Origin of the sequence: Rhizobium sp. CIAT894, assembly GCF_000172795.2 — a bacterium.
Classification (GTDB): Bacteria; Pseudomonadota; Alphaproteobacteria; order Rhizobiales; family Rhizobiaceae; genus Rhizobium.
This window is the reverse complement of the sequence record NZ_CP020951.1, coordinates 160,524-174,112: the sequence shown is the minus strand read 5'-3', so window position 1 is coordinate 174,112 and position 13,589 is coordinate 160,524. Positions and strand designations below refer to the sequence as shown.

At 60.3% G+C, this 13,589-nt stretch carries 14 protein-coding genes and 1 pseudogene; 11 read left to right on the top strand and 4 right to left on the bottom strand.

Annotation, left to right across the window (positions count from 1 at the left end; genetic code table 11):
• The first annotated feature begins 60 nt into the window (after window positions 1-60).
• From RHEC894_RS27145 to RHEC894_RS27130, 4 genes are all read left to right on the top strand, one after another.
• Window positions 61-312 (top strand): DUF1344 domain-containing protein, encoded by a 252-nt coding sequence (locus tag RHEC894_RS27145; protein WP_085739820.1) that lies wholly within the window; start codon window positions 61-63, stop codon window positions 310-312.
• 216 nt (window positions 313-528) lie between these two features.
• Window positions 529-960: a hypothetical protein gene (locus RHEC894_RS27140; RefSeq protein WP_245339579.1), complete on the top strand. Its 432-nt coding sequence runs from the start codon at window positions 529-531 to the stop codon at window positions 958-960.
• Window positions 961-1,035: 75 nt separating this feature from the next.
• Window positions 1,036-1,845: a hypothetical protein gene (locus RHEC894_RS27135; protein WP_085739818.1), complete on the top strand. Its 810-nt coding sequence runs from the start codon at window positions 1,036-1,038 to the stop codon at window positions 1,843-1,845.
• 293 nt (window positions 1,846-2,138) lie between these two features.
• Window positions 2,139-3,152: an ABC transporter substrate-binding protein gene (locus RHEC894_RS27130; RefSeq protein ID WP_085739817.1), complete on the top strand. Its 1,014-nt coding sequence runs from the start codon at window positions 2,139-2,141 to the stop codon at window positions 3,150-3,152.
• A gap of 148 nt (window positions 3,153-3,300) precedes the next feature.
• Here the strand turns inward: RHEC894_RS27130 and RHEC894_RS27125 are convergent, their stop codons facing one another.
• Window positions 3,301-4,125, bottom strand: coding sequence for a MipA/OmpV family protein (locus tag RHEC894_RS27125; protein ID WP_085740132.1), 825 nt, complete (start codon window positions 4,123-4,125; stop codon window positions 3,301-3,303).
• A gap of 79 nt (window positions 4,126-4,204) precedes the next feature.
• Entirely contained in the window at window positions 4,205-6,493 is a 2,289-nt protein-coding gene (locus RHEC894_RS27120) for a caspase family protein (RefSeq protein ID WP_281069175.1), read from the bottom strand.
• A 489-nt stretch (window positions 6,494-6,982) separates the two neighbouring features.
• Between RHEC894_RS27120 and RHEC894_RS27115 the strand changes: the two are divergent.
• A pseudogene (locus RHEC894_RS27115) lies at window positions 6,983-7,432 on the top strand (prepilin peptidase); the annotation flags it as partial.
• A 118-nt stretch (window positions 7,433-7,550) separates the two neighbouring features.
• Window positions 7,551-7,850: a hypothetical protein gene (locus RHEC894_RS27110; protein WP_010068825.1), complete on the top strand. Its 300-nt coding sequence runs from the start codon at window positions 7,551-7,553 to the stop codon at window positions 7,848-7,850.
• Between the two features lie 160 nt (window positions 7,851-8,010).
• Here RHEC894_RS27110 and RHEC894_RS27105 read toward each other — a convergent pair whose 3' ends face one another.
• Window positions 8,011-9,339: an FAD-dependent oxidoreductase gene (locus RHEC894_RS27105; RefSeq protein ID WP_085739815.1), complete on the bottom strand. Its 1,329-nt coding sequence runs from the start codon at window positions 9,337-9,339 to the stop codon at window positions 8,011-8,013.
• A gap of 136 nt (window positions 9,340-9,475) precedes the next feature.
• On the opposite strand from RHEC894_RS27105, the gene RHEC894_RS27100 reads away from it, so the two are divergent.
• Genes RHEC894_RS27100 through RHEC894_RS27080 form a run of 5 tightly spaced genes read left to right on the top strand, consistent with a single transcriptional unit; the run spans window position 9,476 to window position 13,213 of the window.
• Window positions 9,476-10,114 (top strand): sigma-70 family RNA polymerase sigma factor, encoded by a 639-nt coding sequence (locus tag RHEC894_RS27100; RefSeq protein ID WP_085739814.1) that lies wholly within the window; start codon window positions 9,476-9,478, stop codon window positions 10,112-10,114.
• On the top strand, window positions 10,111-10,764 hold the full coding sequence (locus RHEC894_RS27095; protein WP_085739813.1) for a ChrR family anti-sigma-E factor: 654 nt from the start codon (window positions 10,111-10,113) through the stop codon (window positions 10,762-10,764). The genes RHEC894_RS27100 and RHEC894_RS27095 overlap by 4 nt, the downstream gene beginning before the upstream one ends.
• A gap of 24 nt (window positions 10,765-10,788) precedes the next feature.
• On the top strand, window positions 10,789-11,583 hold the full coding sequence (locus RHEC894_RS27090; protein ID WP_245339577.1) for a DUF1295 domain-containing protein: 795 nt from the start codon (window positions 10,789-10,791) through the stop codon (window positions 11,581-11,583).
• Entirely contained in the window at window positions 11,580-12,617 is a 1,038-nt protein-coding gene (locus tag RHEC894_RS27085) for a cyclopropane-fatty-acyl-phospholipid synthase family protein (RefSeq protein WP_085739811.1), read from the top strand. The genes RHEC894_RS27090 and RHEC894_RS27085 overlap by 4 nt, the downstream gene beginning before the upstream one ends.
• A 5-nt stretch (window positions 12,618-12,622) precedes the next feature.
• Window positions 12,623-13,213, top strand: coding sequence for a hypothetical protein (locus RHEC894_RS27080; protein WP_245339576.1), 591 nt, complete (start codon window positions 12,623-12,625; stop codon window positions 13,211-13,213).
• Here RHEC894_RS27080 and RHEC894_RS27075 read toward each other — a convergent pair.
• Window positions 13,181-13,579, bottom strand: coding sequence for a DUF2177 family protein (locus tag RHEC894_RS27075; RefSeq protein ID WP_085740131.1), 399 nt, complete (start codon window positions 13,577-13,579; stop codon window positions 13,181-13,183). The two genes, RHEC894_RS27080 and RHEC894_RS27075, sit on opposite strands and share 33 nt — an antisense overlap.
• Window positions 13,580-13,589: the final 10 nt, after the last annotated feature.

Here is a 13,589-nt window from a genome sequence, read left to right as displayed (position 1 = left end):
CCATGCTGCCGTTGTGAAAGTTTGCAGAGATGGGGCGGAAACCGTGAAAGGAGAACGAGAATGAAAACGCAAATGCTTATGGCCGCGATGCTGGTGCTGGCGCCGATCAGTGCAGCATTCGCTGCCCAGACATCCGGCACGATCACTGCGATCAGCAAGAATGCCGATACGATCACGCTGTCGAACGGCAAGACTTACGTCCTGCCCGAAGGGATCGAAGACACCAAACTCCGCGTCGGTGAGAAGGTCCAGTTAACTTATGCGGACAAGGGCGGCAAGGCGGTTGTCTCCCATCTGGTTTCGCAGAAATAAAGGTTGCGGCGGCCGGTGCCACTACCGGCCGCCGCATTCGCGCGCCATTGGCACACGGTTGATTGCTATCGGTTGCTACGCCGACATCCGCTCTAATTCTCAGCTAATTAAACCCGCGTACTCACAGCAGGCCGGCCAAACGCCGCTGGCAAAAGAGCGAACGTACCGCGCTGCCACAGCAGGCGCACCATTCAACCGGCGAGGGGCGACACTAACGTGACGCCTTCCTTGCAGTGCCAGTATTCAGGGAATCCACTGATGAGACAGATCTTTCTTGTCATCGCGCTCATTGCCGCTCCGGTGGCGGCCTTCACGAGTTTTGAACTCTACGCCAACAAGGCGCCCGCCAAAACGGCGGGTCTCGGCGATCTATCATCGTTCAAAACCATCGTCGCCGACGTTCAGAGCCTCGCCTCCAAGGGCGACCTCGGCGGCGCCGCAAAGCGTATCACCGACTATGAAACGGCCTGGGACCAGGCCGAGACCGCGATCCGTCCGCTAAACCCGAACGACTGGAACAACATTGACGCCGCCTCCGACGCGGCGCTGAAGGCGCTGCGTCAATCCGCTCCGTCCGCTGACAAAGTCAATAAAACGCTCACCGCTCTCATGGCGGTTCTCAACAACCCGTCGCAGCTTGCTCAATAGGCGGGCGGCGAACCGCGTCACCCCATGCCAGAATTACCCCGCGAGACTTTCAACGCTCGTTCAAGGAGACTCGTTATGTTTGCACCGGCTGCCAAAGCTGTCGTTTATAATCGTGTTCCCCGCGTCACGACCGATTTCTGGCTCATCAAACTGATGGCCGTTACCATGGGTGAAACGGCCGCCGACTATCTCAACGTGCAAATGGGTTTGGGGCTGACGGCAACATCGCTGATCATGTCCGCTATTCTGGCCGTCGCATTGGTATGGCAGTTTGCGCAGAAGAAATATGGTCCCGCCGCCTATTGGCTTTCCGTGGTGCTGATCAGCATCGTTGGTACGTTGATTACCGACAATCTGGTCGATAACTTCCGAGTGCCACTGATGGATACGACCATTGCATTCTCTATCGCCCTGGCGCTGACTTTCCTGCTGTGGTTCCAGACGGAGCGGACACTTTCAATCCACTCCATATTCACTGGGCGGCGCGAAGCTTTCTACTGGCTCGCTATCCTGTTCACCTTCGCGCTCGGCACGGCAGCGGGCGATCTGGTGGCTGAGAAATTCGCGCTGGGATATTTGGCTGCCGGTGTCCTGTTCGGCATGATCATCATCTCGCTCGCCATCGGCTACTTCTTCTTGGATCTCGATCCGATACTTGGTTTCTGGCTGGTCTACATTCTGACAAGGCCTCTGGGTGCTTCGTTCGGCGACCTGATGTCTCAGCCCGCACAATATGGCGGCCTCGGCCTCGGCACAATCGTAACGAGTGCGGTCTTCCTCGCCGCGATCGTTACGATCGTAGCGTTCATGAGCTTGCGGCATGAAGGGGAGGAATTCATTGAGGTCAGGGAGGATGGCGAACTGGTTGCGGCCAACGAAAACTAAGGCTTGGCTGCCGCCAAAAGGGACTGACGCGGCATTCGCAAGATCGCCTCATTGCCAAGGTCGGCGGCACGCCCTCTGACCCAAACATCCAATGGCCCCTACGCTGCGGCCTGAGCCGGCACCTACGTCCATGGGAAGGGATGGTTTTTATAACGATCGCCGCTTTCTGGGTTGTCTTGTCTTTAGATTGAAAGCTCGCTGAAAGCTTGGGGCCGTTACGCTCGAATGTGGATCTCGTAGAGGACGCCGTGAGGAGCGCGGCGGGCGACATCCAGTTTCAGGAGGAGACTTCCATGCATCCATCACGCGTTTTCATCTATTCTGCGGGCCTGGCCCTAGCCATGACAGCCAGTTCGCTTGGTGCCACGGCAGCCCAAGCTGCCGAGAAGATCTCCATCATGGTGGGCGGCTACGAAAAACAGATTTACCTGCCGGCAAAACTTGCGGAAGCGCTCGGCTACTTCAAAGACGAAGATCTCGACGTTGAGCTTCTTAACGAGCCGGCCGGGGTGGACGCGGAAAACGAGATGCTCTCCGGCGCCGTTCAGGGTGTGGTCGGCTTCTACGATCATTGCATCGACCTGCAGGGTAAGGGCAAATTCGTCGAATCCGTTGTGCAATTCAGCCAGGCGCCGGGCGAAGTCGAACTGGTGTCCAGCAAACATCAGGAAATCAAATCGCCCGCCGATTTCAAGGGTAAGAACCTTGGCGTCACCGGGCTTGGTTCGTCCACGAATTTCCTGACGCAGTATCTGGCGGTCAAGAATGGCTTAAAGCTCGGCGATTTCACCTCAGTTCCTGTCGGTGCCGGCCAAACCTTCATCGCCGCCATCCAGCAGGATGCCATTCAAGCCGGCATGACTACTGAGCCGACGATCTCCCGCATGCTCAAAACCGGCGAGGCAAAAGTTCTGATCGACATGCGGACGATGGCAGGAACCAAGGCCGTCCTTGGTGGCACTTATCCGGCCGCGTCTCTTTATATGGACGCCGCCTGGGTCGATGCACATAAGGAAGAGGTGCAGAAGCTTGCAAATGCTTTCGTTAAGACGCTGCATTTCATCAATACGCACTCCGCGTCCGAGATCGCGGACAAGATGCCGAGCGACTTTTACGTCGGCGACAAGGAGGGCTACGTGAAAGCCCTGGAAAATGGCAAAGCCATGTTTACGCCCGATGGTGTAATGCCGGAAGACGGACCGAAAACGGTTCTTGCCGTTCTCTCTGAATTTTCGAAAAACGTTCAGGGCAAGTCGATCGACTTGTCAAAGACCTACACGACTGAATTTGTCATGAATGCCAAGTAAGCCTGCATCGCGCCGCCTCCGGCGCTCGGAGGCGGCCTGACGTTTTAAGGCAGGAGGCTGCCGCCCTTTACGACGAACGCTTCTGCCGCACGTCATTCCCGTGACGCGGGACTATATCGGCCAGCATGAGACAGCGGCAGCGCAAAGTTCAAAAGCCGATCTGGAAGGAGCGGCTGAGCGTGATACCGATGACGTTCTGGTCGGCTGAGCCGAGCCTTGAGGTGATCGGGCTGTCGGCGGCATCGCCCACCAGGCGGTTATATTTGTCGTAGATCTGCACGCTCCAGGCCGGTGAGAACGTATAGGTGGCGGCCACCGTGAAACCGACGGATTTGAGACCGCCATTCGCGTCGAACGCCGCGACGCGACCACTCTTGGCAGCTTCCTCGGCGGAAACCGCGAAATTGTTGCGCATATAGGCGCCGTTTGCCAGAGACATGCGCGGACCGGCAGACAACAGCCAGCGATCGCCGACCGGCTGGAACCAATCGAGAGAGAGATCGGCAAGCAGACCGTCGCCGCCCCACAGCGCCTGACGTGTTTCCGCCCGCACACGCAGGCGATCCTCTATCGGCCAATATTGCGCAAAGACGCCGGCGTCCAAGTTCCACTGGACCGAATGCAAACCCTGCAGTTCGGAATCGTCGAATGCCGACCGCCCTCCTCTCAAGCCGACGACAGGGCCGATGTCGACACCGCCGATATCGAACAGCCCGTAGTCGATATTATCGTCCGGCGCGCCGTATTCAGGCGCTTCGCCGAACCGTCGAAAATCGAAAGACGGCATACCACTGAAGGAAAGGTGCTTGGATCCTTCATAGGAAGGACCGTATTCGACGGATCCGCCAAGGGTTATGATCCACTGGTTATCGGAGGATTTTGCTTCCTGGCTCAAGGCCGAATGGGACCCCAGGAATATCAGCGGCAACGATAGCGCCGCCGCCCGGAATAATGGCCTGTCCGATGAGACCATATGCGCCCTGCTCCGCGCCTCGAACGTCAGCAAATGATCCCCCTCTCCAAAGGCAATTTTCTCCTCTATGCCAATTGCCTCAGGGGCATGCGGGTTGATCCGGAGCGCCGCACTTCTTCTTTTTTGCGGCCGGCGGTCGCTTCGCCTGCTGCTCGACGATTGCCGGCTTGGGTTCGGGCTTGGGCTCAGCCTGGGGTTTGGGTTCGGCCTGTATCTTCGGTTCGACCTTTAGTTTGGGTTCGGCCGGTGGTTTTGGAACAGGTACCTGCGCGGGCGCTGCAACATGCGGCCCCCTCGGCAAGGATGGCGGCGCGGCGGCCTCTCGAGACGGCGACGCAACAACATGGCGCTGATTGCCGGGCTGCGGCTCGCGGTTGTTGGGAACGCCGGGTTTTGCTGGCGTATTGTCCATAATTGCCGGCGCCGCAGGCTTTGTCGGCAGCCTGTGAGCGTCGGGGTTCGGGGCTGCGGCACCTGCTTTCGGCTTCGCATTCGGTGCTGCCGTTGGTGCCGGAGTCTTGGCGACCTGGCTTTGACCTTTGACGGCAGGCGCATTGGCCTCGGGCAACTGCGGCTGGCCCTTTGAACCGGGAAGCGCATGCGCGTCGGGATTTGCGCCCTGAAGCGGCGGTTGCGCGACCGTCGTCGGTTTCTGCGCCGTGCTGGGCTCGGCCTTGAGCGGCTGCGTTTTTTCTGCCGGAGCCGCCGGCGGCTCATTTGCCAGCTTGCCGGCGGGCGGCAGCGGCTGGCCGTTGGCGCCGGGAAGCGCGTGAGTAGCAGGGGGCTGCGGCTGTTGCGCCTGTATCTTTGTCTGTGCCTGGGGCTGGACCGAAGGGACGGGCGCCGGCGCCAAACCGGCTGCAGCTGTCGGTTTCTCGGCTGCGGCCGGGACCTGCCTTTGCAAAACCGCAGCCTTTTTCTGTACCGAGGGCGGCAAGGCAACGTGGAGTGCTGCTGCGCCCGCGCCGGCGATGACGGCCGCGCCGGCGAGCTTTTCTCCCGTCGTCAATCCAGGCGCAGCCGGTGCGGCCTCGTTCTCGTTGACAACCGTATTGTTGACGACCGTATTGTGAATATTGTTGAAAATGATGTTGTTTTCGGGCGGCGCGATATCACGCGGGGGGTCCACCCATTCGGGGACCGGAACGAAGACCGGCGCCGGCAGCACGTAGAGATCGACCGATCGTCTGGGCGGCGCAAGCGTGACGAAATCCGGTGGCGGCGGTGCCAGGAAGACGACGGGCGGCGGCGGCGCATAACCGAAGTCGGCGTCATCGAAATACAGGACGGGCCGATCGACATAGACGATTTCCGGCGGCGGCGGCGGCGGCACGTCATACTCGATCACCGAAAATGACGGGGGCGGCTCGAGCGCTGCCTCGAAATGTTCCAGACGACGGCGGGCATCCCAGACATGGGGACCACGCGGATAACGTCTCAGATAGGACCAATAGGCCTCCGGCGTATCCGCATTCCAGCTTTCGCGCCAGGTGATCGCTTCGCGGCGCGCTGCAATGATCGCACGCACCCGCCTTGCCATGGAATCGTTCGGATAGGCTGCCAGGAAATCCTCGTAACCGCGCATCGTGTCGCGATCGAGCGCCGCGAAATAGGCATCCCGCTCGTCGAAATCGCCGATCGGCTTCGTCCGGATCGCAGCATTGTCGTAGCTGGACACCTGGGCGGCAGGCGGATTGGGACCGCGATCGAAAAAGGTGAAGGCGCTCTTGAATTTGGAAGCATTCCAGGAAATCTGCGCGCCCTTGGTCAGATCGCTGACCCGCAACCGCGTCCGGTCAAATACATCATCGAGCGGCAGCCCGCCGATGCGGATCATTTCCGCCAGGGCATGGGCATAGGAACCATAGGGGCCGGCTTCCTGCGCGGCGACAGTCCCCGGCGCCGCATTGAAAGCGATCAGCTGATTGGCGTCCGGGTCGACGAGCGCCAGACCGCCGGCCAGCGGCTGATTGGACTGCACGAATGGATTGGCTCTTGCCGCATCGAGCACGACGATGCTGCCGCCATTGTTGATGCCGGCCAGCGATCTGGTGAAATCGGTTATGCGCAGCGCTTCGACCGGCACATCCGTGGCATTGGCGATCTGGGCGTCGACCGGCACGAAATAGTTATCGCCCTGATATTGCACACCATAGCCCGCCAGATAAACGAAGACGACGGTATCGGGTCCCGATGCATTCGCTTTCGTCAGAAAGTCCCGCATCGCGTCGCGCAATCCGTTCTGGTCGAGGTCGCGCGCGCCGATCACATCGAAGCCGGCCGCCTGCAGCGTTTGCGCAATCAGCCCGGCATCGTTGGCCGGCGTCGGCAAGGCGCCTGCCTTGTAGGCGGCGTTGCCCACGACCAACGCTATTCTCCTTTCGGGGGAAGCTTGCGCCTCGACCGGATTGACAGAAGCGATACCGGCCAGAACCAGCACAACGGCAAAGAATATCCAGATCGCCTTTCTGGACGACGGTCCTATTGTCCGCAGAGGAGAAGGCATACAGGTTTCTTCCAATCGACATGTGATGCAGTTCACTGTGAGCCCCGCAAAGTCGGAGCCAGCGGCATGAGCTTTCGCCAGAGACGGCTGGCGAGCTTTGCATTGCTTTTTAGCAATCGTTTATGAGCGCTGGATTAGGCGTAACTGAAGCGAAACTGAAGACGGCTCCTGCCCTCCGCAAAGCCGGCCGCCGAGATTCTAGCGGAAGGCCACGAGACTCCGGCCGATTGTTATTGACCGGGCCGGCTCGGCCTTTTTATCACGCCGATCGTATCCGCTTGATGATGCTGAAATGGCAGCGATGCAAGCCAGAAGCACGGATAGAAAAAGCACGATCCCAAGCGGTGGAGGAAGATCCCCAACACGGTCGTTCTTGCGCTCGTAACACTCTATGTATTGCGCGCGGTGGCTGTGATTCTCAGCTCCGAAGATGTCGGCGCCGCGCTGTTTGCTTCGAGCGGAATTGGCAGCGACGTCGGGGTCGGCCTGCTGATGTTCTTGCTTAGGGCGGTGCTCTGGGCACTCCGGCTGTTCGGCGCAGGAGATGCCAAGCTTTTCCTGCCGATCGGCCTTTTTGTCGGATGGCACGGAATGCTGCCGTTTTCGTTTTTCCTCCTTGTCCTCGGCATTCTGACGCTCCTGGCTCTGCGGCTGCCGGTGCCGTTGCCCGTCGCACATCTCGCTTTTTTCATGCGCATCGCGGAAATCCGGGCGAGCCGGAAGGTGCCTTATGGCGTCGTCATGGTTTTCGCCGTGCTCCTGACCCTGGCTTTGCCCATGATCCGACAGCAGCTGCGGTGACCGGCATCGACCATCGTCGTACGCGCAGCGCGCTGCATCGGATCGGTCGTCAAAGTTTGAGTTGACCGTTTTCGATGGCGAGGCGACACTCGCCTGCAGCGAGGCAGGAGGAAAGACGATGGACGACCAAGACCGCTGGCGCCAGATGGCAAGCGCTCCGAAAGACGGCAGCCGGATCCTGGTGACGATCCGCGCGTCCGAACAGGGCCCGGCGGAAGTCGACCTCGCCTATTGGTCGCATGGCGATCAGTTCGGCGCAGAAGGCTGGCGCGCCTCCGATTCCTCGCCCGGCCACATCATCGAATATGCCGAGCCGGAGCTGAAGTGCTGGATGCCGATGCCCTCCGCCAATCGCACCTCGATGCCCTCCCCCTGGGAAGGCGACGACGCCCAGCAGCTCGACGGCTCGGGGATTTGAGGGCCGACGCCCGAGCGGCCCAGTATCTAAGCAATGAGTGCGGCCGGCAACGATTACTTCATCAGTTCCCTTAGCAATGGCACATCGGACTTGGTCGAGAGCGAAGAACAGGCTCTCGCCGAGCTTTGCTCCCGCATCCGAGGAAATTCTCAGTTGCAGGTCATTCGTGCACCATTTTAAAAATTCGATCCGATTCTCCTTCAACGGACCATGGCCTCGCCACGCCACCAAGGCTTTCACCAACGGCAATGCCGGCTTGGATCGCGTCCTCGTGGAAGCCGGAGCCGAAGTAGGAGCCGCAGAACCAGGTATTGGCATGGCCCTGCAACGACCAGAGCTGTTTTTGCGCTGAGAGCGTCGTCGCGTTGAAAAGAGGATGCTTATAAAGGCCTCGCCAGAAGACCTTGTCTTCGGCCGGCGCGTGCAACGGGCTCAGCGTCACGAAGTATGGGCGGGGATCAGCTATGCCCTGCAGGCGGTTCATCCAGTAGGTAACGCAGGGTTTGCGCGCAACAGCGCCATCGCTTCCAGAACTGGCCAGATAGTTCCAGCTCGCCCAAACACGCCTGCGGCGTGGCATCAGGCTCTCGTCCCCGTGCAGCACCGTCTCGTTCTCGCCATAGGTGAAAGCGCTCAACAGCTCAATCTCTCGCCCCGACCGATCCGCAAGCATAGCGAGCGCCTCATCGGCATGAGTACCGATCACGACATGGTCGAACCACTCAGGCTCGGACCCCGGCACGGAAATCTCCACCGCGCCATTTAGGCGACGGATTGCCGTTACCGGTGCCTTCGTTCGGATGCGGTCGCGGAAGGGCGCAGTCAGCCGCTCGACATAGGCGCGGCTACCGCCGTCGACCGTGCGCCAGACCGGACGCCGCACGAATTTCAGGAGACCATGATTCTCGCAAAAGCGTACGAAGGATAGCGCCGGATAATTCCCAATCTCCAGCGCCGGTGTGGACCAAATTGCAGCCGCCATCGGATAGAGATGATCTTCTCGAAACGCTCGGCCGAAGCCTGCGCCATCAAGATAATCGTTGAGGCTTGCGGACGGATCGAGATTTCGAACTCCACTCGGCGCCTGCCGATAGAAGCGCACGAGGTCTCGCAGCATCGACCAGAAGCGAGGGCTTGCAAGGTTGCTTCGCTGGGCAAAAAGACCGGCCAGATTGGTTCCCGCATATTCGAGTTGTCCCGCGTTCATCGAGACAGCAAAGGACATGTCCGAGGCCTTCGTAGAGACTTCGAGATGTGCAAACAGCGCCGTAAGGTTGGGATAGGTCGCTTCGTTGTAGACGATAAAGCCGGTGTCAACTGGAGTTCCACCCGCAACGACGGTGTGAGAATGGCCGCCGATGCGGTTCTGCGCCTCAAAAACTACAACCTCATGGCGTTGCGACAAAAGCCAAGCAGCAGAAAGACCGGCAATCCCCGTACCGACGACCGCGATCTTCAGGGGCCGGTCCGATTGAGGAAAATGGCGCATCACGATCCTTCTGCGGCGGTAAGACTCATAATAAACATTCAAAGACCTTTACGAGGGCAGGCTTCTGGCGGATCACCGCGCAAGACCTATTTCGGTCCGTGTGATCCGCTTCGGACAACACCGCGTAGAAAGACGCATGAATGAAGTTTCGAGCCGTGTTGAGATCGATCGTCAGCAAGGTGTGCCGACCGGCCGGCGGCTCGCCATGGTGAATTCACTGGAAGCACAACAGGCGCCCTCTCCCGATCAGCTTGTCGGAATGATGGTGCAGATCGCTCGAGAGCGGGATCGGCAGGCGTTCGCACTGCTGTTTCGTTATTTCGGACCGCGTCTTAAATCCTTCTTCCTGCGCTGGACGATCTCCTCCGGTGTGGCGGAAGATCTGGTGCAGGAGACGATGCTGAACGTCTGGCGCAAGGCCTCCTATTTTGATCCTGAGCGGGCGGGTGTCGCGACATGGATTTTCACGGTCGCGCGCAACATCCGCATTGACCACCTGCGCCGGCAGCGTGATCCGGCGACTCTGCCGCCCGATGCCGAAACCGTACCGGAGACGGTCGAGGACGGACTACTTGAGTCCGAGCGGGACGCGCAGGTGCGCCATGCGCTGACCGCACTCTCGCCGGAGCAACAGACGATTATCCGGCTCTCCTACTTCAGTGAGAAATCGCAGACCGAAATCGCCGATGAACTGGGCATCCCGCTCGGCACCGTGAAATCTAGGACACGCCTGGCAATCAACCGCCTGCGCGCGCTGCTGGAAGACCAACCATGATGACAACACATCACGCAACCGACGAGACCTTGATGCGATTTGCAGCTGGCACTCTTGCCGCAGCGCCGGCCATCGTCGTCGAGGCGCACCTGGCTAGCTGCCCGGCCTGCTGCGCCCGCGTCGGCGAATATGAAGCGCTTGGCGGCGCCCTTCTCGAGGAGATTGAACCCACGCCTCTTTCGGCAACGGCGCTGAACAACCTGCTGTCGATACTCGATGACGAAAATGACGCGGCACCCCTCGAGCCCGCACCGCCCGCATGGCTGGAGATCGAGGGCGTCCGCCTGCCGGAAGCCTTGCGGGGCTGTGACATCGGCCGCTGGCGCTGGATCGGTCCAGGCATGAAGATGAGCCGGATTGGCGTACCAAAGGATCCGGATGCCAACCTCATTCTGCTCAAGGTCGGCCCCGGTCGGGCTCTTCCCGATCACGGTCATGTGGGCACGGAGTTCACCTATATCGTGTCTGGCTCGTTCTCCGACCGATTCGGTACGTTCCGACCGGGTGATCTGGCGGAAATGGACGAGGACGTTGAACACCAGCCTGTTGTCGACAAGAATGGTGAGTGTATCTGCCTCGCAGCCATGGAGGGCAAGATGCGTTTCAAGAGCGTTATCGGCCGCATGCTCCAGCCGCTCTTTGGTATGTGAGCGATGACACCGGCGACGCTTTTCATGCTCCTGGCAGCCGCTCTTTCACTCGCCATGGCCGGTGTGTCGCTTGCCGTCTTCAAGGGCGCGACATCTGGCTGGATAGACGCGATCTGGTCGTTGCTTGTTGGCGCTGCCGGCATTTTCGCGTCGCTCATCCCCGTCGATGGCTGGGAGGCAGACTGGCGGCGTCAACTGCTGGTCGGTGCCATCGCGGGGCTCTGGTCCTGCAGGCTCGGCATTCACATCCTGCGGCGCACGGTGCAGGGCGCAGAGGATCCACGCTACGCCAAACTGCGTGAGGAATGGGGCGAAAGCTGGCGGTCACGCCTGTTCCTCTTCCTGCAGATACAGGCAGCCGCCGCGCTTCTTCTTGCCGCCGCGATTTTCCTGGCCGCACGCAACCCCACAATCGGCGTTCGATGGAGCGATGTCGTCGGTGTTGCGATTCTTGTCATAGCTGTGATTGGCGAAGGCGCTGCCGATGCGCAGTTGGCACGGTTCCGCAGCCAATTCGCAAACAGAAAAAAGGTATGTGACGAAGGCCTGTGGAGTCTTTCGCGCCATCCCAACTACTTCTTTCAATGGCTCGGATGGACCGGCTACGCGATCATCGCGATCGGGCCGGCAGGCGCCTGGAGCTGGGGCTGGCTGGCACTCGCCGGTCCAGTGTTCATGTACTGGCTGCTCGTGCATGTGTCGGGAATTCCACCGCTTGAAGCGCATATGATGCGCTCGCGGGGCACCGCCTTTGCTTCCTATGCCAATCGCGTCAATGCCTTCTGGCCCGGCCCGCAAAACAGGGAAAAGCCGACATGAATCTATCGGTTACCGCCATTACGGCCGCCGAACGGCTGCCACTTCCCGATTATGCCCTGCGCTTCGGCATCAGCCGGCTGGTCGGCCGCACGCGCCGGCTGCTGGTGGACGGAAGCGGCCCGACGGATCGTGAGTTTGCGCGATCGATGGACAAATGGCCAATCGCCGTTCACACCGATGCAGCCAACGAGCAGCATTACGAGCTGCCGGCGGCGTTTTTTGCGCTGACGCTCGGTCCGCGCCGCAAATATTCCTCCTGCCTATATGCCTCATCCGGCACCACGCTGGCCGAAGCCGAGGTTGCGGCCCTGGAGGAAACCTGCACCCATGCAGACCTTGCGGACGGCCAGGACATTCTGGAACTCGGTTGTGGCTGGGGCTCCCTTTGCCTGTTCATGGCCGAGCGTTACCCTGCTGCGCGCATCGTCTCCGTGTCGAATTCGTCGTCCCAACGCGCTTATCTGGAGGCCGAAACCAGACGGCGCGGCCTCCGGAACGTGACGATCATCACCGCCGACATGAACGCCTTTGCTCCCGAGGGGACTTTCGACCGGATCGTTTCGGTCGAAATGTTCGAGCATATGTCCAATTGGCAGGCGTTGCTCCAGCGGGCACGCTGCTGGATCCGCCCGGATGGTCGGCTCTTCATGCATGTCTTCTCCCATCACAAGTCCGCCTATCGCTTCGACCACGCCGACAAGGCGGATTGGATCGCTCGGCATTTCTTCACCGGCGGCGTGATGCCGAGCCACGGTCTGGTGCGGGAGTTCGGCGACAGCTTCATCGTCGAAAAGGACTGGCGTTGGAGCGGCAAGCATTACGAACGAACGGCGCTCGACTGGCTCGATAACTTCGACCGGAATCGGGATGCGATCCGCCCCATTTTCACGGCCACCTACGGGCGGGATGCGGCTCTTTGGATGCGGCGCTGGCGGCTGTTCTTTCTTGCCACGGCAGGGCTCTTCGGACACGCCGATGGCAGGGATTGGGGTGTCAGCCACTATCGGCTGCGCCCTGCCGGACCAGGAGATTGACCTCTTTGCGCGACACCCTTGTTGCAGGCGTACGGGCCTATGCTCGCAATGACGACTCGCGTGTGGGCGCAGCGAATGTCATCGCTCTGCTGGTCGCCTCCAACCAGCCATTCTATCCGCTTTATCTTTTCTCGCTGGTCAGCGCCGACATCAAACCCGCCTTGTTCACTTTCCTTTCAACGCCGCTCTTCCTTGCCGTGCCTGCTGTTGCGCGCTGGAACGGCCTCGCCGGGCGGGCGCTCTTGCCGATGGCGGGGATCGGCAACACGGTGCTCTCCGCCTGGCTGTTCGGCACGGCCTCGGCAGTCGAAATATTCCTTATTCCCTGCGGGGTGATCGCCCTCTTGCTGTTTCGCCCGGGCGAACGCGTTGTCGGGCTCGCTCTCACCGCCCTGGCTGTCGCCGCCTTCCTGGTGCTCCACGATGCCTACAGCCTGCCGCTGGCGAGGTACAGCGCAACCGAATATGCCGCGCTGGCGCGGCTTAACCTCATCAGCGCCAGCACGCTGACCGCTTTTGTCGCCATCCTGTTCTCGAACATCCTTGCGGAAGCCGAACGATCATCAGACGCGACTGGCGACCATAAAACCGGCTGACGCGCCGAGGGCTGTCACAAAGGCCCCCCACGGAATGTCGGCGAGCGTGATGGCAAGCGGCCAGTCTTTCAAGGTCGCCTGGTTGGTCAGGTCGTATGTCGTATAGGCGACAAGGCCGAGCACCGCGCCATTCAGTGCCGCCTTGGCAAGACCACCGCTTTCAAGAGCCGGCAGAACGGCGAAGAACACGATACCGGCGACATAGATGAGGTAGAAGCAAATTGCCGGCGCCACCAGAAACTGTGGCTCGAGCTTGTCGCCCAGAAGCGGTCTGTAGAGCAGATCGGCCATCGTCGTCAGCCAGATGGCATCGACAATCAGGAAGGCGATGCCGGTCGCCAGATAGGCTGTGATGACAGTTTTCATATCGGTGCCT

Coding starts and splice junctions, on each gene's coding strand:
- RHEC894_RS27135 (WP_085739818.1), top strand. CDS start 1,036: ATGTTTGCACCGGCTGCCAAAGCTGTCGTTTATAATCGTGTTCCCCGC.
- RHEC894_RS27105 (WP_085739815.1), bottom strand. CDS start 9,339: ATGCGCCATTTTCCTCAATCGGACCGGCCCCTGAAGATCGCGGTCGTC.
- RHEC894_RS27095 (WP_085739813.1), top strand. CDS start 10,111: ATGATGACAACACATCACGCAACCGACGAGACCTTGATGCGATTTGCA.
- RHEC894_RS27125 (WP_085740132.1), bottom strand. CDS start 4,125: ATGGTCTCATCGGACAGGCCATTATTCCGGGCGGCGGCGCTATCGTTG.
- RHEC894_RS27100 (WP_085739814.1), top strand. CDS start 9,476: ATGAATGAAGTTTCGAGCCGTGTTGAGATCGATCGTCAGCAAGGTGTG.
- RHEC894_RS27090 (WP_245339577.1), top strand. CDS start 10,789: ATGCTCCTGGCAGCCGCTCTTTCACTCGCCATGGCCGGTGTGTCGCTT.
- RHEC894_RS27145 (WP_085739820.1), top strand. CDS start 61: ATGAAAACGCAAATGCTTATGGCCGCGATGCTGGTGCTGGCGCCGATC.
- RHEC894_RS27110 (WP_010068825.1), top strand. CDS start 7,551: ATGGACGACCAAGACCGCTGGCGCCAGATGGCAAGCGCTCCGAAAGAC.
- RHEC894_RS27085 (WP_085739811.1), top strand. CDS start 11,580: ATGAATCTATCGGTTACCGCCATTACGGCCGCCGAACGGCTGCCACTT.
- RHEC894_RS27130 (WP_085739817.1), top strand. CDS start 2,139: ATGCATCCATCACGCGTTTTCATCTATTCTGCGGGCCTGGCCCTAGCC.
- RHEC894_RS27075 (WP_085740131.1), bottom strand. CDS start 13,579: ATGAAAACTGTCATCACAGCCTATCTGGCGACCGGCATCGCCTTCCTG.